Source organism: Myxosarcina sp. GI1 (assembly GCF_000756305.1).
In the GTDB taxonomy this organism is placed as follows: Bacteria; Cyanobacteriota; Cyanobacteriia; order Cyanobacteriales; family Xenococcaceae; genus Myxosarcina.
The window spans coordinates 225,864-244,850 of record NZ_JRFE01000022.1 but is presented as its reverse complement, the minus strand read 5'-3'; the positions used below and the strand labels follow the sequence as shown (position 1 = coordinate 244,850).

The following is an 18,987-nucleotide window of genomic DNA, read 5'->3' as shown; positions in this document are numbered from 1 at the left end:
CTCGCAGTTATAGCCATACGAACTTTCAATCGGAATGCAATTTCGTTTACTTATCCCGACAGTATGCCGAGTTTAGCGATCGATACAGACACTACTGGACGAGGCGATCTCCATTACAAACCAATTCACGGACAGTTATTTACTTCCAAGAAAATTCCCAGTTATAAAGAATTGCCTACAGATCTGATGTAGTCATCCCTTCAACAAAATAATCTCCAGATTTACCGCCAGTTTTACCGAGCAAACATATATTTTCAATCTGCATCGATTTTTCTAAAGCTTTTGCCATGTCGTATAGAGTTAAAGCGGCAACAGATACGGCAGTTAAAGCTTCCATCTCTACTCCCGTTTCGGCTTTAGTTATTACCGAAGCGCGAATTTGATAGCCTGGTAAATTGCGATCGCAAGTTATTTTTACTTCGATTTTGCTTAAGGGCAAAGGATGGCATAGGGGAATCAGATTTGCCGTTTGTTTGGCTGCCATAATTCCTGCTAGCTTTGCCGTACCAATGACATCGCCTTTTGGCGCGTTTCCTGCTTCGATCGCTTCTAAAGTAGACTCAGACATCCTAATTCTGCCTGCGGCTATTGCTTGACGACGTGTCGGCTGTTTGGCAGAAACATCTACCATTTGTGCTTCTCCTGTCTCATTGAGATGAGATAGAGAATTAAAATTATCATTATCTTGCATAAAACAATGTTGTCGTGCTAACATCATAAATCGTTGAGTAAATTGGATGAAACCAATTAACTTAACTAGGGGCGTGTAGCTCAGTGGATTAGAGCACATGGCTACGAACCATGGAGTCAGGGGTTCAAATCCCTTCTCGCCCGTATTAACAATCGATCGCGTAAGCATCGCGCACCTTACCCAAGGCAAAATTAAAAGACTGACGGATATTTTTACTAGACTGGGTAACAAAAATAACCAGTGCGGTTAGTGCCAAACAAGCCGCCAGGGAGAATAAACCGCGATAGCCCAAACTAAAAGCTAAAGCTCCTAATACGGGACCTGCTAAAGCAATTCCCAGATCGAAACCACTCATGCAAAGGGCAAAAACTTTACCTCGTTCGTTGGCATAAGAGCGGTCGGAAATCAGTGCCAAAGTTAGAGGAATTAAAATACCCGCTCCCGCTCCTTCTGCTAATGCTGCTAGCAACAAAGTGGGGGCAGTTTCGGCATTAGCCAGTAAAGTCATAGAAATAATGTAGCAGATAAGGCTACCGCTAATAAATAAACCCCGTCCGTAACGATCGCTTGCCTTGCCAGCAAATAAACGCACCGAAAACGAGGCAATTGCTACCGTCGTGTAAAATAAGCCAACATTAAAAGCAATATCTAACTCGCGCACGAATAAAGGCAAAAAAGCCACCATAGTGCCAAAAACCAAACCGACCAAAAGTAAAATCGTAGCGGGAATTACTAAGGCGGGATTTTGTGAAAGCTCCCAAAAGTTGCGATCGCTAGAATTAATTGGTTCTTTTTCTAATATTTCTTTATTTCCAGCTGCCTCTTGTAGGCGACTGGCTAAAACAAAGCCTGTAATTCCACACAGCGAAGAAGTCCAAAAAATAACCTCGTAACCAGTGCCTTCAGCTAAAAAATCCCACTGCCATCTGGCACTGTATGCCTGTAAAAATCCTCCCAACGCAGGACCGATAGACATTCCCGTAGGTACTGCTAAGTTCATGTAGCCAATTAACTCTCCTCGTTGTTGGCGAGGTGCAAAATCTACTACTAAAGCACTGTAGCCAATGGTGAATGAGGCGATGCTAATTCCATGAAAAGCGCGAATTGCTGCTAACCCCCCAATTGACTGCACAATAGAGTAACAAATTGGCGCGATCGCAGCAACGGTAAGTCCAATTAAAATGACTATTTTACGACTGCGGCGATCGGCAACTCTACCCAACCAGGTACGAGAACACAATAACCCAATGGCAAAACTACCCATTACCAAACCAACTTGTTGCGTAGTTCCTCCCACATCCTGTACGTAAGCGGGTAAAGTTGGTAATAATAAAGTAATGCTAATCCAAAACAACAGACCAGTAAAAAATAGAATGGCTAAGTTGCGTTTGGTATTTGCTTCTAAAACGTTCCAGGCTCTCACAAATTTTTTAAGTCAATATTGCCAACGATGAGGGCAATTTAGTAAATGTTATCCCCCGACTATAACTTATCTTAACGTTTCTTAACAAAAACCGCTTTCCGACTTTTGATATACAGATATATAAAAGCTGAAAAGACTTTAGCAATCTTGACTACTTAAAACTTGAGACATAACCGAATCTTTATTTAAATTATCTAGCAATTGGAAGTTGAAGGTTTTATAACGACTGATTTTAAAAAGTTAACTATTAAGGAACTTAAGCAATTTATTTCAAATAATCGTATTGTCAGTCATGGTCGAAACTCAATTAATAGCTTTCGCTAATAATAATTCTCGCCCAAAACCCCTCTACAGCAAGCTTACGAACTAAATCTTCAGCGTTATCCTGACGACTAAAAATTCCCACCTGAATTACATTGCCTTTTTGAAAAGCTTTGGGTTCGATCGCTCTAACTCGATCTAATAATTCTCGTTCGTTACCAAATACTTCTACTCGGTAATCTCGATCGTCTTCTGGTGGTGGCGCACTAAAAGTATATTCTCGCGGTGGTTCTTTACTAGTGTAGGTAGGAGGATCGAGATCTACTGGTACTATTGGTTTGTATTGAGGTTCGGCAACTCGATTGGGAGAGGCTACAGGAGGAGGTGGTGGTAAAAGTTCGGTAATAAACTTATCGCTCTGTGCCTTTGTAGGGACAGCAGTAGCTATAATTAATAATCCCATGCCGAGTAGCGTTCGCATCATCGTTGATGAAATTACTAACGATAGATAATTAGCAGCCTGAGAATTTAACTTATTTGTCATAATAAAAAGACGAGCCTACTATTTTAAAAATACCCTTAATAATTATTGAAGTTAACAAAATTGTAAAGTTCCATGAACAAGGTCGTTGTCGGCTTATCTGGTGGCGTTGATAGTTCTGTTGCCGCTGCCACCCTCCACCATCAAGGTTACGAAGTAATCGGTCTTACCCTCTGGTTAATGAAGGGTAAAGGGCAGTGCTGTTCTGAAGGCATGGTAGATGCAGCCCGTATTTGCGAAGAATTAAATATTCCCCATCACGTTGTTGATAGTCGGGAGGTATTCCAAGCTAATATTGTCGATTATTTAGTAGCTGGTTATGAAGCGGGAGTTACACCTTTACCTTGTTCGCAATGCAACCGAACGGTTAAGTTTGCACCGATGCTTGAGTATGCTAGAGAAAAGCTTGGTGCTAATAAGATCGCGACTGGTCATTACGCTCGAATTAACTACGACAAAACTACAGAAAGATACCAGTTATTGAGAGCCGTAGACCGTAACAAAGACCAAACTTACTTTCTCTACGATTTAACTCAGGAGTTGCTAGCAGGTTCGGTCTTTCCCTTGGGCGATCGCACCAAAGAAGAAACTAGAAAAACTGCTAGTGAATTTGCTCTGACAACTGCCGATAAACCTGAAAGCCAAGATTTGTGTTTAATTGAGGCTCACGGTTCAATGCGGACATTTTTAGACCGCTACATCGAGCGAAAAGAAGGAGATATAGTCGATCTAGAAGGTAAAGTGCTAGGCAAACATCAAGGCATTCACCATTACACTATCGGACAGAGAAAAGGTTTGGGTATTGCTGCTGCCGAACCGTTATATGTCGTCAAACTCGACCCTGTAATGAATCGCGTGATTGTCGGCGATCGCACCTCTGGCGGTAATATAGAATGCACGGTGTCGCGAGTTAACTGGGTTTCAATAGCTGAGCCTAGCACACCAATTCGCGCTGAAGTACAGATTCGCTATCGCGCCAAACCAGTACCAGTAAACATAATTCCTCTAGAAGACGATAATTTTCGCCTGGTATTTGACGAACCCCAATTTGGTATTACCCCAGGTCAAGCAGCAGTTTGGTATGACGGCGAAGTCTTACTTGGTGGCGGAATTATTAAGCGACCATAAAAAAACGGGCGTTGCACAGATAAAGTATGATAGTAATTATGATGAAGAAAAATACCTCGTAATGCCGATTGCTCGTTTGCATCGTAAAACATTCTGTTACTCAAAATCAGTTGAGATGCTTGAAGCCTCAATTCGACTTCTCACCTATTATCTTAAACACTGGACTTTGCCTGTTTTTTAATCGATCGTCTATTTATTTTGCAACGCCTTGAGTTGCAAAGGCAAGATTTCTAGAACTGCTGGTGTATTCGCCATCATAATTACTTCTCTAGCAATCTACTTACTTAGCAGGTGCTTTACGAATCTCTGAATAAAAAGAAGTCTGAACGATCGCTTTAGTTACTTTATCTGTTACTACTGTAGTTCTCAGTCTTAAATTATCGCTAGCAAACCACTGACGTTCTTCAGCAATAATGCTGTCGGTTTCCACAACTACAGTCAAAGCTCCATCGTCTCCTAGAGTATAGCTGCCCTGAGCCTTACCGTTTTCCTGACGCAATACTTTACCAGTGCGATCGCTACTGTCATCGGCAATAAATACCATGACTACCGAACCAATCTGTTTGGGTTTTCCCCAATCTACCGAGCTATCCCAGCTAGTAGATAGACCACCCAAGCTATGTTGGGGATCGATTCGTTCGTTTTGACAAAGGTTAACTATTGTAGAATTATCTGAGGCTAAAAGCTCCACTGTCAAATCGGCTTTACCGCTTTGAGCTTTATCGCCAGTCAAATAATTGGTGCGCTGACTAAACCATTTACCAGCGTTCAAATCTAAAAATTCTTTTATATCCATCAAAAATAAACTGTTTCTCTACTAAAAATTTTATAGAATTATAGAGATTTTTTCATAATATCTGCCCTATTTTGCACTGCATAGTTAGTAATTTTTGGCAAGCTATAGCAATAATTTTAGCGATTTAAATAATGACGATTGAAGCACTAACAACCGAGCGGACAATAAGCAAATTAGTTTTACTAGAAGATGCGATCGCCAAATTACTCAATCGACAAGAAAAAGATTGGGGATGTTTTCAAGTAGTTAAAGAGGGAGATTTTTATTCTTTATATATTCCTTCATTAGCGAGTCTAAAACTCTATCAAAGTTCTAAAAGCATAGTTTATAAAGGCTATTGGTGGCACGAGCGAGAAGACACCCTACCAGATATCAAAGACAGAAGCGAAAAACCCGATATTTATCTTCGCAAAAAACGTAAGGAGGTACCCGACAAGAAAAATCCGAGATTAATCAAGCAGCAGCGAATTTTTGAAATTTATTATCGGTACAATTCCTGTCCTGAAGTTCGCCGCCTCAATCAAATAATTACCCGTGCTATTGGCGATCGCATTTTGAGTAGCGTAACTATTTCACCAGCCGAAGAACTGGTACCTTTAATTTTAATTTCCGAAGCCGATTAATTTTCCGTTAGAATAATTGCGGCTCATAGGGTTAAATCCTCATCGTCATCAATGGACGGCAAACAAGCGAAGGATGTAAGGGAAAGGTTAAAGGTTAAAGAAAGTTATAGCGATCTTCCCTTTAACATGTTATAGGCTTTAAATCCTTAAAATAATTGGTAAATAAGACAGATATGGTAGAAGCAAGAATTGGCATTATTGGCGGTAGCGGTTTGTACAAAATGGACGCGCTGCAAAATCTCAAAGAGATCGAGCTACAAACGCCTTTTGGCGAACCTTCTGATGCTTTAATCGTCGGTCAATTAGATAATACTACCGTCGCCTTTTTGCCACGTCACGGACGCAATCATCATTTGTTACCTTCAGAACTGCCGTTTCGCGCTAATATTCATGCTTTAAAACAGTTGGGAGTAGAATACATTATTTCCGCTTCGGCAGTAGGTTCACTTAAAGAATCTGTCAAACCTTTAGATTTGGTAGTTCCCGATCAGTTTATCGATCGCACCAAAAATCGCCTCGCCACCTTTTTTGGGGAAGGGTTAATCGCTCATATTGCTTTTGGCGATCCTGTCTGTCCCAATCTAGCTAAGGTTCTTGCTGAGGCGATCGATTCTTTAGATTTATCTGAAGTTACCCTGCATCGCGGTGGTACTTATGTATGTATGGAAGGACCTGCATTTTCTACTAAAGCCGAATCAAATTTATATCGCAGTTGGGGAGCAACGGTAGTGGGTATGACTAACTTAACTGAAGCTAAATTAGCTAGAGAAGCAGAAATTGCCTATGCCACTTTGGCTTTAGTTACCGACTATGACTGCTGGCATCCCGACCACGGCAGCGTAACTGTAGAAATGATAATCGAGAACCTCCAACGCAACGCCGTCAATGCTCAACGAGTCATTCGAGAAACCGTTAATAGGATTAGTACCAATCCCCCTGAATCTGAGGCACATTTGGCTTTAAAATACGCCATTCTAACTCCGCCCGATAAAATCCCTGCTATGACTAAAGAAAAACTGTCTCTATTAATACAAAAATATTTATAGCTCGAACCAAATTACGTTTGCTTATTAACGGTGCTTCAGCGAATTAGTACCTAGAGACATATCCACCGAAATTGAGAATTGCTATAGTAGATTTATTAACAAAATATTTAGTTCGATACCATCTTGCTCATAAAGAGTTAGCCTAAAAATACTAAATCAATCTCGACAAATTTTTTTAACTTAATGACTTCTAGCGAACTATTAACTCTCGTTCTATTACTAAGTCCTGGAATGCTATTGTCAATTCTAATCATGCTAACTTTTTCCAAAGGCGGTTAAATTTGCAGTGTAAAGTAATGTCAAAGGCGTGAGCAGTTTTAGTTTGGATTATTTCAAGAAATCGGACAGTTATAGTAAAAGTCAAAAGTCAAAAATTAAAATATTTAATTTATAAAGCTTTCAGTAGCTTGAGATGTCCTAATTCTTCTGTCCACTGCTATATATTTAGCTGGAAAATCCAATTCGGTAAATTTTTTAGACATACTAGTCAAGTAGCAAGTTATACAATTAGTCTTGCTATTTTTTTGTAGCTACGCACGAGCTAGTTGCTGACAGGTGTTCGCTGCAAATAATTAAATTGAGATTTTCTCAAAGTTTTATTGTTATTGATTTATCTCTCTCACTCAATATCCGATGATTTATCCGAAAGAGAATTAGACTCGGCAATACTTTCTTCTAAATCCATGCGCTTTTCCATCTGGCATAAAAAATAGCCAGTCATCATCGCTGAAGCTAAAAGATGAGCTAAATTTTCGCGATCGGTAGTAATTTTAATATTGAAATCCCCCGTAGGCAACATTCCTACCAGACCTTGGACATTTTGAGAAATAATTTGTTTGACTTCAGGACTAGCGGACTGAGCAATTTGCGCTAACACTTCTGGTTGCTGCTGGCGCAAATACTGCATCAGAGTATTGTAGTTTTTTTCTTGCTGTTCGGAATCTGAAAAATCAAAATTAAATATCATTCGTTACCCAAAGTTGGATGTAATTCTCTACTACTTTGACATAAATTTGTCCATATCCGCTAGTAATAAATTTTCGGATAACCTCTCAAAGGGCAGTCAAATCGTTGATTTCAAAGTATTGATGAAATTTATCAGTCACCTCTAGCCAATAAGAGCGTCCATCGGCTTGTTCTCGTTTGCGAATAAACCCCAACTGTACTAATTCTGCTACTTGCTGATAAGCACTGCTACCGCGTAACTCAATTAATTCGGTTTGCAGTATGGGGTTTTTTAAAGCTACTGCCGCCAGGGTTCGCAATGCTCCTTTGCCTAGTTCGGCAGGGACTAACTCCTGTAACAGGTTGGCATAAGCAGGCTTAAGCTGTAAACTATATCCTGCGGAAGTTTCTACAATTTCTAATGCCGTGTCGCGATGGGCATAATCGTTCATCAACTCAATTAAAGCATCTTCAGCTGCCTCAAAGTCACAATCTAGATAGCCAACAATTTCCGCCAAGTTAAGAGGCTTGCCCTTAATATAAAAAATTGCTTCTATTTTATTTGCTAGCTTCAAAGATCGCTCCTACTCAAAATGATCGGTTATTTAGTAACGGAAAAAAATGTCCTACTGGACCGTGACCCGCACCAATATCTAAAGCATATTCAAGAGCTTTGGTTACATATTGTTTGGCTGCGATCGCGCTCGACCATAAATCTTTACCTAAGGCTAAATTGGCGCAGATTGCGGCTGAGAGAGTACAGCCCGTACCGTGAGTATTATTCGTGTTAACTGGCGTTACTTTTAATACTTCGAGCTTATTACCATCAAACCAAACATCGCTGCCCCGAAACTTTCCCGATAGACTACCCCCTTTAGCTAAAATTACTGCTCCTGCTAATTCCTCGTAAATGGCGATCGCCGCTTGTTTGAGATCTTCTAGATTATTAATTTCCCTACCGCTCAAAATTTGAGCTTCATAAAGATTGGGTGTAACGATTGCCGCTTGTGGTAACAAGTACTGTTGCATACTAGTGACGGCAGCTTCGTCAAGCAAACGCGATCCCGTACGAGATACCATTACGGGATCGACAACTAACTGACTCAGATTTAGCTTTTGTAATTGCTCTGCTACCGTCTCAATAATTTCTCGATTCAAGAGCATTCCTGTCTTGAGCGCATCGACTTTAAGATCTTGAGTTACTGCTTCAATTTGAGCTTTAACCATTGATGGCGCGATCGCCTCGACTGCTGCAACTCCTGTAGTATTTTGTGCAGTTACGCAAGTCAAAACACTAGCTCCATGAACGCAGTGAAAGGCAAAAGTTTTTAAATCCGCCTGAATTCCCGCACCACCACCACTGTCAGAACCAGCAATAGTTAGAGCTACATTAGTTATCATTTGGTAAAGCGTCTTCTTTGTAAGAAGTCGGGAATTTCAATTCTACTGCGATCGCTAACTGGTTCGGGAGTTCGGGTTCTTTCTGACTGAGGCATGGAAGTAAAAATGCTGGGTTCTTGCCGTTCTGGTTCCATAACTTCCTCACTTTTATCGCCTTCAAAACCAGTAGCAATGACCGTGATCCGCACCTCGCTATCCATAGTTTCGTCGATAACCGCGCCAAAAATGATCTCAGCTTCTTCATCCACTACTTCATAGATGCTTTCTGCTGCGGCATTGACCTCATGAAGAGTTAGATCTTTACCACCAGTAATATTTAGCACGACACCTTTAGCACCATCAATTGGAGTTTCGAGTAAGGGTGAAGAAACCGCAGCTACAGCAGCCTCTCTTGCACGAGATTTACCCGAACCAGTTCCTATGCCCATCAAAGCCGAACCCGCATCCGCCATAATTGCTCTAACATCGGCAAAGTCAACGTTGATCAGACCTGGAATGGTAATAATGTCAGAAATCCCCTGTACGCCCTGGCGTAAAATATCGTCTGCATAAGCAAATGCCTGTTGTACTGGAGTTTCGGGAGAAATCACCGAGAGCAACTGGTTATTGGGAATTGTAATTAAAGTATCTACACGACTAGCCAAAGCCTCTATTCCTTTAACTGCTTGGCTATTGCGCCTTCTACCTTCAAAAGTAAAAGGACGAGTTACTACACCCACAGTCAAACAGCCCATTTCTTTGGCAACTTCTGCTGCAATGGGAGCCGCACCTGTTCCCGTACCGCCACCCATACCTGCGGTAATAAAAACTAAATCTGTATTTTCTAAGGCATGAGCAATTTCATCTCGCGATTCCTCTGCTGCTTTTTGACCAATTGCTGGATTACCACCCGCACCCAACCCTCTAGTAATTTTTTGTCCTATCTGTAGTTTTTGCGGTGCCTGTGCGTGGTTGAGTGCCTGGGCATCCGTATTTACCGCCCAAAATTCAATTCCCGCTATCTGACCTTCGATCATGCGATTTACGGCATTACAACCACCACCACCAACTCCAATCACTTTGATTTTAGCGACGTTGCTCGGCACAATTTTATTACCTCTCATTTCTTCTTTGGGAATTTGAGAATTACCACCTGCGTGAAAAGGAATTCCGATTCCATTGCTAGCATAGCTACTTGCTTTAGCTGAAGTTGACTCGGAGCTGTAGTTAACTTGATTATTGTGAAGCTGAAAAACTCTGTGGTTGGCTGTCATGGGCGTATAAAGAGATTCTCCTTAATGTTTTCTTCTATACAAAATTGATTTTCGATTTTTTCTTAGCTTAATTATTATCTAATATAGTTAATTAGCTGGAAATATTTAAGTTTTTATAACTATTAAGCAATTAATTCTAAACTTCAGTTACTACTTTTGCTTATTTTAAGAGTAAATACTGAAATATCAATACGTAAAAATACAGATTTTTTACGATTTTTGTTAATTACGGTACTTTTGAATCAAATTTTGTTGGGGATTGCTTAAATCGATAAAAGCAATTTTGCTAGAATCAAAGCGTTCTGGCAAATTTTTTAGACGCACCATAACCTTAAAGCGATCTTCAAGTTGAGACATGTCCGAACCTAAATACACCATTCCTAACTCGGTTTTTAAGAATAAACCCTCGGATTCATCCCAACGAACTTCGGTAATTTCAACGGCAGAATAGGCTGAGATCAAACGATAGAGTTCCGTCCAGGAAGCCCGACTCTGCAAGGGAAAATTAATGACTTTTAGTTGGGGAAGTGAAAAATTTGTCTTTAAATCTTTATATAAATAGGAAGGAATCCAAGTTCCTTCAGCATCTAAAAACCCGACTTTTCCTGCCGATAAAGCTAAAGCTACGGGAACTCTTTCCCGAATAAAAATCGTTAGCTTTGGGGGAATAGTTTGTTTGCTGACTCTCACGGTAGCAATAGCAGGAATAGATTCTAATTTTTGGGCGAGTTTCTGACTTGGCGTAGCTCCTAAAAACTGAGGATATTTTAAATCTAAGAGCGCATGAATAGCAGCTTCTGAAACCAAATTTTCTCCTTCGATTTGAACTTGAGTATCTCCTTTTATTTGCCAATAGGAAGATGTACCGACCCCAGTTATAGCGATCGCGCCACCAATCGTAACTATTGCTCGCCAAAGCGATCGCCTACGCTCTCGTTGCTGTTTTCGCCTGAGATGTTCTAGTTTGGAAGATAAAGATTTTACCATAGACTATAAATTAACTAAGAATTGCATGAAGTGTGGGTAAAGTGTAAGTAAAGTGTGAGTTTACAACACTGCTTTAAAAAATTACCTATGATAAATTAAGGTTTACCGAATGATTTAGTCTAGTCTGCCACCGACAAATATTTTTTTTTACTTATGATAAATACCAAACGCGGACTCGTTTTAGGAACGACTGCTGTAGCTCTTTCGACTATAGCGGTAACAGGAGCAGGAATTCATTTATCTCATAGTCAAGCTTTTTTTCAAGATAGCCCCAAAGAGTTAGTAGATGAAGTTTGGCAAATTATTAATTATCAATATGTCGATACCAGCTTTAACGATAAAGATTGGGTAAAAGTTCGTCAAGAATATCTAGAAAAAAATTATCAAGATAAGGAGCAAGCTTATCAGGCAATTCGAGACATGCTAGCGCAGCTTGGAGATCCCTATACGCGGTTTATGGATCCAGAAGAGTTTAAGAACATGCAGATCGATACTTCTGGAGAATTAACTGGTGTGGGAATTCAAATTGCTAAAGACGAAGAAAGCGATCGCTTAATTGTCATTGCTCCAATTGAAGATACTCCAGCTTTTGAAGCGGGAATTTTAGCTAAAGACATCATTACTAAAATCGACGGCGTAGATACTAAAGGAATGGATGTCAACGATGCGGTCAAGCTAATTCGCGGTAAGCCTGGTAGTAAAGTAAATTTGACTATCGATCGCAGTGGCAGGACTAACAGTTACGATATTGTTAGAGCTCGCATTGAAATTCATCCCGTACGCGCCAGTATAAAAGACACCGAAATTGGAAAAGTCGGCTATATCCGACTGACTCAATTTAGCGCCCAGGCAGCAACAGAAATGCGTCAGGCAATTGAAGATTTTGAATCGCAACAGGTAGAAGGTTATGTTCTCGATTTGCGCTCTAATCCTGGAGGCTTGCTCTACTCTAGTATTGATATTGCCAGAATGTGGTTGCAAGAAGGAAAGATTGTTTCGACAGTAGATCGTAAGGGAATCAACGATACTAAGTCTGCCAATCATAAAGCTTTGACTGATAAACCACTGGTCGTGCTTGTTGATGGCGGTTCGGCAAGTGCTAGCGAAATTCTTTCTGGTGCTTTGCAAGATAACGAACGCGCTCTTCTAGTAGGTACGCAAACTTTTGGTAAGGGACTGGTACAGTCGGTTCGTTCTTTAGGAGATGGTTCCGGCCTGGCAGTGACGATCGCTAAGTACCTGACTCCCGACGGCAGAGATATTAATAAAGAAGGTATTCCCCCCGATGTAATTATCGATCTCAGCGATGAAGAAAGAGAAAAACTACAGAGCGATCGCAATTTAGTCGGAACCAGACAAGATCCTCAATTTCTCAAAGCCGTAGATATTTTATCGGGTGAGATTAAAGCCAAACAGGGATCGGGTAGTCAGGCAAGTAAAAAGTAGAAAGTAGGAAGTATAGAAGGCAACAGTAAAAACTTTTTACTCACCCTTCGGGAGGTGCGCCTCTACTCGCTACTCAAAAGAGCCTATTCTATTGAGGTTTACATTTACCTGCCCTAATCAAACCAATTCTTTTGGCGATCGCTTGTTCTTGGTTTTCAAAAGGTCCCCAGTGAGGCTCTGTTGTCGGTGGAGTATTTCTGCTTTCAATAATTTTGCAGTTAGAGTCTGGCTGTTTGACTATGTACCATAAGAGCGAATTATCGTTGGTTGTCATAACCGAAAAACTATAGCTAAAAATAGAAAAGCGGGGTTGAGTGCAACCCCACCAGTTTTAAAAAACAATCTTTGAGAAAATCTTCTATTCGAGATCTCTACCACCGGGGTTACGAGCGGGATCGCTAGAAAGGAAACCAAAAACAAAGAGTCCAATAAAGAAAAAGACGGTGATATAAACGATAATTTTGAGAGTAAGCATTTTAATCTTTCCTACAAATGTCAAATAATCCTGACGAACACAGCAATGATTTAGTTTATAGTTTGCTCCTTTGCAGGCAGCTACAAAACCAGTTGCTAAAAATAAACATTACATGATTATTAAATCATACCCGAAAGCAGTACAATAAATCGACTTTATCCTTAAATAAAGGATCGTTAGTACTAACAAAACACCAGAGTTTATGAGCGATCGCAATTCAAATCAAGACTTATTACGTACTCCTCTATTTCACTTAGCTAAAGAAAAAAAAGCTCGCTTTACGGCTTTTTCGGGTTGGGAAATGCCCGTACAGTACGGGGGATTGAAATTAGAACACCAAGCAGTGCGATCGCAAGCGGGCATGTTTGATATTTCCCACATGGGTAAATTTTATTTGGTAGGCAACAAATTAGTTGAAACACTACAAAAATTAGTTCCTACAGATTTATCCAGGTTAAATCCTGGTGACGCACAATATACGGTTTTACTAAACGAACGTGCGGGAATAATTGACGACGTTATTTTTTATCATCAAGGCTTAACAGAAACGGGACAACAGCAAGGAATATTAATTGTCAATGCAGCAACTACTGCTAAAGATAAAGCTTGGTTATTAAGTCATTTAAAAGCTAGCGAGGTAACTTTAGAAGATGTCTCCGATAGTGCTTTAATCGCGCTTCAAGGACCTCATGCTGCAGAAATATTGCAGTCCTTGGTAGCAGAAGATTTAACTGCCATGCCAGTCTTTAGTCACCGACAGATAAAAATTGCGGGTGCGTCTGCTTTTATTGCTAGAACTGGTTACACTGGCGAAGATGGCTTTGAAATCATGTTAGAGTCTGAAGCCGCTCAGAAATTATGGCAACTTTTGTTTGAGGCTGGCGTAATTCCCTGTGGTTTGGGTGCTAGAGATACCCTGCGCCTGGAAGCGGCAATGAGCCTATACGGACAGGATATAGATGAAACTACTACACCTTTAGAAGCTAGCCTGGGTTGGTTGGTAAATTTAGATTTCAAAAATGACTTTATCGGGCGAGGGGTGTTAGAACGACAAAAAGCCGAGGGAGTCGAACGCCGTCTGGTAGGATTGGAGATGGCGGGACGTTATATTGCCCGTCATGGCTACCCTGTTATCTTTGAGAATCAAACTGTAGGAGAAGTTACTAGCGGTACGCTGTCACCGACTTTGGGTAAAGCGATTGCGCTGGCTTATGTATCGCGTCCTTTTAGTAAAGTCGGACAAAAACTACAGATAGAAATTCGCGGTAAAACCTATCCTGCTATGGTGGTAAAGAAACCCTTTTACCGTTCTCCTCATAAGTGACACATTGTTGTTTATAAGCATTAAACAAAGGATAGTGGATAAATTATATTCCACCAATCTCCCTTGCCCCCTGCTCCCTAGCAAAGCGATGCCCCCAATCTATCTAAGAAGAAAGCAGTGCTTTAGAGCTTTTTTGCCTGACGGAGAGGGAGGGATTCGAACCCTCGAACAAGTCACCCCGTTACAGCATTTCCAGTGCTGCGCCTTCGACCACTCGGCCACCTCTCCAGATTGAGCCGCAGTTTATAATTATACATGTTTAAATTTGCTTGTCAAAATGCTAAGTAATTTTTTAGACTGCATTAAGAACAAGATAAAAATTTAATGAGTAACTATCACAAGGTTAAAATTCGCGATCGCGCTAAAGACAAAGAATATACAGTAGAAGTACCAGAAGATCGCTACATTTTACAAACGGCAGAAAAACAAGGGAAAGAATTACCTTTTGCTTGTCGTAATGGTGCTTGTACTAGCTGTGCGGTACGAATTTTATCGGGGGAAATATATCAACCAGAAGCAATGGGACTATCGCCAAAGTTGAAGGAACGCGGTTATGCTTTGTTATGCGTTAGTTATCCTCGTTCGGATTTGGAAGTAGAAACCCAAGACGAAGACGAAGTTTACGAACTTCAATTCGGTCGCTATTTTGCCAGGGGAAAAGTTAGATTTGGGTTACCTTTGGATGAAGACTGAAATAAGTAGAAAGCGGCGAGACCCAGGGCGCACCCGCGCCGAGCCGTTTTGTCTGTTACTATTAAACGGCTCGCTCCTGTCGGAGCCTGAGGTTTCCTCCGCATGGGAACGCTCGCCAAGAAAGTATATTTTATTTTGAATCCTGTTGACATTTTGAAACGTGTCTTTCTCATAATTATTTTTTCAACTTTGCTACTTAGCTGTAGTTTAAAGCCAACCAACTCTAATTTAATCTCCGCTAAAGTTGAAAGAATCGTTAGCGGACAGACTTTAGAAGTTGTAGCGATCGCACCAGAGAATAGTTCTCAGACAACTAAAGTCAGAATTATCGGGATCGACGCACCAGACTTAAGACAATCTCCCTGGGGAGCAGCCGCCAAACAAAGATTGACCGAACTAATAGCAGATGAGACAGTCCAACTGGAATTAGAGGAGCGAAATACAGATAGTTTCGATCGCCTGCTGGCTCATGTCTGGCATAATAATATATCGGTTGGCGAACAGTTAGTTAAAGAAGGTTATGTTTTAGCCAATACCAGCTATTCCCACAAATATAGCCAGCGTTTTTTAAACGCCAGAGAATATGCTCGTTTGCTGGGGTATGGTATTTGGAACCCCCAACAGCCACTGCGACAAACACCAAGCCAATTTCGCTCTCAATATTCCCCATCATGAACCAACCCAATCTCGATCGACTGCAAGTTTTTTTAGACATCGCTACCGAAGCTGCTCTAGCAGGAGGAACGGTTTTAAAATCTCTGCGGGGTAAATTAGAAGATATTCAAGAAAAAGGAAGATCTGGCGATTTAGTTACCGAAGCCGACAAACAGTCAGAAGCCGAAATTTTAAAAGTATTGCACCGTCATCTACCCGAACATCAAATTTTAGCTGAAGAGTCGGGAGCGTTAGGCAATAGCGACAGTGAATATCTTTGGGCGATCGATCCCCTCGACGGTACGACAAATTACGCTCACAGTTTGCCCATCGCTTCAACGTCAGTGGGTTTGTTAATTGATGGCGTTCCTAGCGTTGGGGTCATTTACAATCCTTTGAGTGGCGAGCTATTTCGGGCTGCTAAAGGACTGCCTGCAACCTGCGATCGCCGTCCGATAAAAGTTTCTCAAACCTCAGAATTAGCCAATAGCCTCCTAGTTACGGGGTTTGCTTACGATCGCCGCGAAACCTCAGATAACAACTATGCTGAGTTTTGTCATTTAACTCACCTTACCCAAGGCGTACGCCGTCTGGGTAGTGCTGCACTCGATTTGGCTTGGCTAGCTTGTGGCAGATACGACGGTTATTGGGAACGAGGACTCAGCCCCTGGGATATTGCCGCAGGAGTGGTTATTGTCGAGGCAGCAGGTGGTACAATTACAGCTTACGATGGCAGTCCGTTCGAGCTTAATTCTGGGCGTATTTTAGCAACTAACGGTGCGCTGCACGATAATTTGAGTCAAGCTCTACTAGAAACACCTGCTTTGTCTAGTTGGAAGTAGTTTTAAAGAGAAGAATAAAAAAGATTCTCGATTTTTTAACTAAATACTAAGAAATGGTGAAGCCTGTTGAAAATGCCAAACAAATTATAGTCAAAACTAGACAAGATTTGAGAAACTGGCTGCAACAAAAACATCTGCAAACTGAAGGTATTTGGTTGGTGACTTATAAAAAAAATCATCAATATTACCTACCTTACAATGACATAGTAGAGGAATGTCTTTGTTTTGGTTGGGTAGATAGTTTGCCGCGCAAGCTCGACGAAAAACGAACGATGCTTTATCTAGCTCCTCGTAGACAAGGTAGCAACTGGTCGAAGGCAAATAAGGAAAGAGTCGATCGCTTAATTAAAAATGGTTTGATGCAGCCTGCGGGATTAACCAAAGTCGATCGCGCTAAGAAAGATGGTTCTTGGTCATTTCTCGATGATGTTGAAGCACTTATCTTGCCAGAAGATTTAAAAATAGCTCTTTCAACAGATCGAGCAGCAAACATGAATTTTAATGCTTTTCCACCCTCAACTAAACGAGGTATTTTGGAATGGATTAAAAATGCCAAAAAACCAGAAACTCGTGCCAAGCGTATTTTAGAAACAGTCGAAAAAGCCGCGCAAAATATTAGAGCCAATTATTAATTGTCGTTTTTAAAGTAACAATTTTAACAGTAGCGAACCGACTCCACCCATAAATTTACCAACGTTGGAAGCACCCTGTTCTCGTTCTCTAGCGTTGGCTTCTGCCTCACGAATAAAGTCCATTTTTTGCTGAAAATTCTGTACTGTTTGATAGCCTAATTTGTGTTCTTGAGTTTTAAACAACTTGGAGGCAATTTGGGCATTTTTTCTCGCCGCAGTTTCGTTATCGAATTGATATTGAATTATTCCCAAACCCAAATAAGCGGGGGCAAATTCGGGATCGAGACGAATTGCCGTTCGATAATGAGCGATCGCCGCATCGTAATTGCCTAGTTCTGCTTCTCTGACACCCCAACGATGAAACTGTTCTGGAGTGGCGGCAGTATCTGCTAAATTTTTAACTCCATCTACATAAGCAGCATCGAGATCGACATTGGTAAGAGTAGTATTGCCCATGTAGGCATCTCGCAAATCCGTACCGTTGAGAATTGCTCCAGTTAAATTTGCCCCCGTCAAATTGGCACCATTTAAAGAAGCACCAGTTAGATTAGCACCGCTTAAATCCGCACCCATCAAATTAGCCTGACTAAGATTGGCACTGACTAAATTTGCTTGTTGTAACTGCGCTCCTGCTAAGTTTGCCATCACCAAACCAGAGCTACTCAGCTCGCACTCAGAACACTCTTTAGTACTGAGTAGTTGATTGAGATCGCTGAGGTTTTCTGCTTGAGTAGGAAAGGATACTGTAGCTGATAATGCTGCGATCGCAGTTACAATTGTCAATTTCATAAGGTTTACTTCATCAGAGCGCGAAGACCCCGCTATCATAACCTCTCAAATTAAGAGTGACCAGTAATCTGTGACCAATCAATGAACAATGAACAGTGAACAATGAACAATGAACAATGAACAGTGAACAATGAACAATCTTTCATTTACCGACCTCAAATTCAGCAATCAAAATTTATTGCTCATTGCTCATTGATAAATGTTAAATGATAAATGAAATTAAGTTTACTCCACTTGTGGATAGAATTCGCTAGGAAAATATTCGGCACTAATGCAGGTTTCCATTGCCTCAGTTACAGATAAATCGGGAATATTGCTCTGTAAGCCCAAAGTGCAGTCAGCATAGCGAGTTGGTAACAAAGAGCGACGGCAATTATCGAGTGCGGCAGTTGGTTTGGCATCTTCTAAATTACCGCTGATATCGATGACGCAACTGGATAACTCTTCTGGTCTGCGAACTCGATAACATCCTGCAAGAGCATCTTCAACAGCAATCTCTGTATTACTCTGAATATCAGAGACACAAGCCGATAATTGTTGTGGTTCTAAAGCGTCCGCACAGGCGACCGCTGCTGCTTCTCCAGCAACACCATCAGCCACCAAACTGGAAGCACAACTACTAAAGTCACCTCTGGAAGCTCGATAATCTCTGGCTGTAGCTTCGCTAGGAGAGAAAGTTAAAAATAAAATTGCGGGTAGAGAAACTAAAGTAGAGGTACGAATAGTGCGTTCGATAATTTTCATCGTGGTTAACCATATATTCTATCTACACCTATTATTAAACGAGCAGATAGCTAAAATGGCTAGTCTTTAAAGTTGGGTAGAAGTTGAAATAGTAAAATCATTAATATCAATTAAATTTTTGGATTGAAGTAATTGCTAAACTTTTTTCTTCTTTAACTATTGAATAAGAAACGATATCAGTTAAGCTTTGAGCGCTCGCTTCACTCGCTCTCAGTAAATATGATATTTAATTTGACTATAATCACCATAGTCAATAGTCAATAGTTACTGAAGCTACGCTACAATAAGTTTTT

The 18,987-nt window shown here is 40.9% G+C and carries 23 protein-coding genes, 2 tRNA genes and 1 pseudogene; 12 read left to right on the top strand and 14 right to left on the bottom strand.

Annotation, left to right across the window (positions count from 1 at the left end; translation table 11 throughout):
- Nucleotides 1-63: 63 nt before the first annotated feature.
- The gene (locus tag KV40_RS36995) at nucleotides 64-192 is read left to right on the top strand and encodes a hypothetical protein (protein ID WP_256381139.1); all 129 of its coding nucleotides are present in this window, start codon (nucleotides 64-66) and stop codon (nucleotides 190-192) included.
- Here KV40_RS36995 and moaC read toward each other — a convergent pair.
- Nucleotides 176-691, bottom strand: coding sequence for a cyclic pyranopterin monophosphate synthase MoaC (gene moaC, locus KV40_RS16490; protein WP_036483910.1), 516 nt, complete (start codon nucleotides 689-691; stop codon nucleotides 176-178). The two genes, KV40_RS36995 and moaC, sit on opposite strands and share 17 nt — an antisense overlap.
- A 69-nt stretch (nucleotides 692-760) precedes the next feature.
- Between moaC and KV40_RS16485 the strand changes: the two genes are divergently transcribed.
- Nucleotides 761-834 (top strand) — tRNA-Arg (locus KV40_RS16485).
- A gap of 2 nt (nucleotides 835-836) precedes the next feature.
- On the opposite strand, the gene KV40_RS16480 is transcribed toward KV40_RS16485, so the two are convergent.
- Nucleotides 837-2,114: an MFS transporter gene (locus KV40_RS16480; RefSeq protein WP_036483690.1), complete on the bottom strand. Its 1,278-nt coding sequence runs from the start codon at nucleotides 2,112-2,114 to the stop codon at nucleotides 837-839.
- A 307-nt stretch (nucleotides 2,115-2,421) separates the two neighbouring features.
- Entirely contained in the window at nucleotides 2,422-2,919 is a 498-nt protein-coding gene (locus KV40_RS32225) for an SPOR domain-containing protein (protein ID WP_052055695.1), read from the bottom strand.
- Between the two features lie 72 nt (nucleotides 2,920-2,991).
- Here KV40_RS32225 and mnmA point away from each other — a divergent pair, with 72 nt between their 5' ends.
- Together mnmA and KV40_RS33440 are read left to right on the top strand one after the other, a co-directional pair.
- Nucleotides 2,992-4,044: a tRNA 2-thiouridine(34) synthase MnmA gene (gene mnmA, locus KV40_RS16470; protein WP_036483688.1), complete on the top strand. Its 1,053-nt coding sequence runs from the start codon at nucleotides 2,992-2,994 to the stop codon at nucleotides 4,042-4,044.
- A gap of 67 nt (nucleotides 4,045-4,111) precedes the next feature.
- Nucleotides 4,112-4,225: pseudogene (locus KV40_RS33440) on the top strand (IS1 family transposase); the annotation flags it as partial.
- A gap of 99 nt (nucleotides 4,226-4,324) precedes the next feature.
- Here KV40_RS33440 and KV40_RS16465 read toward each other — a convergent pair.
- A complete protein-coding gene (locus tag KV40_RS16465) occupies nucleotides 4,325-4,840 on the bottom strand; it encodes a phycobiliprotein lyase (RefSeq protein WP_036483687.1) in 516 nt (171 codons plus the stop codon).
- A gap of 131 nt (nucleotides 4,841-4,971) precedes the next feature.
- Here KV40_RS16465 and KV40_RS16460 point away from each other — a divergent pair, with 131 nt between their 5' ends.
- Both KV40_RS16460 and KV40_RS16455 read left to right on the top strand, forming a co-directional pair.
- Nucleotides 4,972-5,463, top strand: coding sequence for a hypothetical protein (locus KV40_RS16460; RefSeq protein WP_036483686.1), 492 nt, complete (start codon nucleotides 4,972-4,974; stop codon nucleotides 5,461-5,463).
- Nucleotides 5,464-5,636: 173 nt separating this feature from the next.
- Nucleotides 5,637-6,509: an S-methyl-5'-thioadenosine phosphorylase gene (locus KV40_RS16455; protein ID WP_036483684.1), complete on the top strand. Its 873-nt coding sequence runs from the start codon at nucleotides 5,637-5,639 to the stop codon at nucleotides 6,507-6,509.
- Nucleotides 6,510-7,128: 619 nt separating this feature from the next.
- On the opposite strand, the gene KV40_RS16450 is transcribed toward KV40_RS16455, so the two are convergent.
- From KV40_RS16450 to KV40_RS16430, 5 genes are all read right to left on the bottom strand, one after another.
- Complete coding sequence (locus tag KV40_RS16450) at nucleotides 7,129-7,476, bottom strand: DUF760 domain-containing protein (protein ID WP_036483681.1); 348 nt, start codon at nucleotides 7,474-7,476, stop codon at nucleotides 7,129-7,131.
- A gap of 85 nt (nucleotides 7,477-7,561) precedes the next feature.
- Entirely contained in the window at nucleotides 7,562-8,029 is a 468-nt protein-coding gene (scpB, locus tag KV40_RS16445; RefSeq protein WP_036483678.1) for an SMC-Scp complex subunit ScpB, read from the bottom strand.
- A 13-nt stretch (nucleotides 8,030-8,042) separates the two neighbouring features.
- Entirely contained in the window at nucleotides 8,043-8,855 is an 813-nt protein-coding gene (gene thiD, locus KV40_RS16440; protein ID WP_036483675.1) for a bifunctional hydroxymethylpyrimidine kinase/phosphomethylpyrimidine kinase, read from the bottom strand.
- A complete protein-coding gene (ftsZ, locus tag KV40_RS16435) occupies nucleotides 8,852-10,108 on the bottom strand; it encodes a cell division protein FtsZ (protein ID WP_036483673.1) in 1,257 nt (418 codons plus the stop codon). The genes thiD and ftsZ overlap by 4 nt, the downstream gene beginning before the upstream one ends.
- 222 nt (nucleotides 10,109-10,330) lie before the next feature.
- The gene (locus tag KV40_RS16430) at nucleotides 10,331-11,095 is read right to left on the bottom strand and encodes a cell division protein FtsQ/DivIB (protein ID WP_036483671.1); all 765 of its coding nucleotides are present in this window, start codon (nucleotides 11,093-11,095) and stop codon (nucleotides 10,331-10,333) included.
- A 153-nt stretch (nucleotides 11,096-11,248) separates the two neighbouring features.
- On the opposite strand from KV40_RS16430, the gene ctpC reads away from it, so the two are divergent.
- Nucleotides 11,249-12,541 (top strand): carboxyl-terminal processing protease CtpC, encoded by a 1,293-nt coding sequence (gene ctpC / locus KV40_RS16425; RefSeq protein ID WP_036483670.1) that lies wholly within the window; start codon nucleotides 11,249-11,251, stop codon nucleotides 12,539-12,541.
- Nucleotides 12,542-12,629: 88 nt separating this feature from the next.
- Here the strand turns inward: ctpC and KV40_RS16420 are convergent, their stop codons facing one another.
- Entirely contained in the window at nucleotides 12,630-12,815 is a 186-nt protein-coding gene (locus KV40_RS16420) for a hypothetical protein (RefSeq protein ID WP_036483667.1), read from the bottom strand.
- An 84-nt stretch (nucleotides 12,816-12,899) separates the two neighbouring features.
- Nucleotides 12,900-13,016: a photosystem II reaction center protein I gene (locus KV40_RS16415; RefSeq protein WP_036483666.1), complete on the bottom strand. Its 117-nt coding sequence runs from the start codon at nucleotides 13,014-13,016 to the stop codon at nucleotides 12,900-12,902.
- Nucleotides 13,017-13,218: 202 nt separating this feature from the next.
- Here KV40_RS16415 and gcvT point away from each other — a divergent pair, with 202 nt between their 5' ends.
- Nucleotides 13,219-14,340, top strand: a complete 1,122-nt coding sequence (gcvT, locus tag KV40_RS16410; RefSeq protein ID WP_036483663.1) for a glycine cleavage system aminomethyltransferase GcvT — start codon at nucleotides 13,219-13,221, stop codon at nucleotides 14,338-14,340.
- Nucleotides 14,341-14,481: 141 nt separating this feature from the next.
- On the opposite strand, the gene KV40_RS16405 is transcribed toward gcvT, so the two are convergent.
- Nucleotides 14,482-14,568: transfer RNA gene (locus KV40_RS16405), tRNA-Ser, on the bottom strand.
- Nucleotides 14,569-14,664: 96 nt separating this feature from the next.
- Here KV40_RS16405 and KV40_RS16400 point away from each other — a divergent pair.
- The 4 genes from KV40_RS16400 to KV40_RS16385 all read left to right on the top strand — a co-directional run bounded on the left by KV40_RS16400 (nucleotide 14,665) and on the right by KV40_RS16385 (nucleotide 17,161).
- Complete coding sequence (locus KV40_RS16400) at nucleotides 14,665-15,033, top strand: 2Fe-2S iron-sulfur cluster-binding protein (RefSeq protein WP_036483661.1); 369 nt, start codon at nucleotides 14,665-14,667, stop codon at nucleotides 15,031-15,033.
- Between the two features lie 135 nt (nucleotides 15,034-15,168).
- Nucleotides 15,169-15,708 (top strand): thermonuclease family protein, encoded by a 540-nt coding sequence (locus KV40_RS16395; RefSeq protein ID WP_216595626.1) that lies wholly within the window; start codon nucleotides 15,169-15,171, stop codon nucleotides 15,706-15,708.
- Nucleotides 15,705-16,529 (top strand): inositol monophosphatase family protein, encoded by an 825-nt coding sequence (locus KV40_RS16390; protein WP_036483658.1) that lies wholly within the window; start codon nucleotides 15,705-15,707, stop codon nucleotides 16,527-16,529. The genes KV40_RS16395 and KV40_RS16390 overlap by 4 nt, the downstream gene beginning before the upstream one ends.
- A gap of 53 nt (nucleotides 16,530-16,582) precedes the next feature.
- A complete protein-coding gene (locus tag KV40_RS16385; RefSeq protein ID WP_036483655.1) occupies nucleotides 16,583-17,161 on the top strand; it encodes a YdeI family protein in 579 nt (192 codons plus the stop codon).
- A gap of 9 nt (nucleotides 17,162-17,170) precedes the next feature.
- On the opposite strand, the gene KV40_RS16380 is transcribed toward KV40_RS16385, so the two are convergent.
- Nucleotides 17,171-17,950 (bottom strand): pentapeptide repeat-containing protein, encoded by a 780-nt coding sequence (locus tag KV40_RS16380; RefSeq protein WP_036483653.1) that lies wholly within the window; start codon nucleotides 17,948-17,950, stop codon nucleotides 17,171-17,173.
- A 225-nt stretch (nucleotides 17,951-18,175) separates the two neighbouring features.
- The gene (locus KV40_RS16375; protein ID WP_036483651.1) at nucleotides 18,176-18,694 is read right to left on the bottom strand and encodes a hypothetical protein; all 519 of its coding nucleotides are present in this window, start codon (nucleotides 18,692-18,694) and stop codon (nucleotides 18,176-18,178) included.
- Nucleotides 18,695-18,987 lie beyond the last annotated feature (293 nt).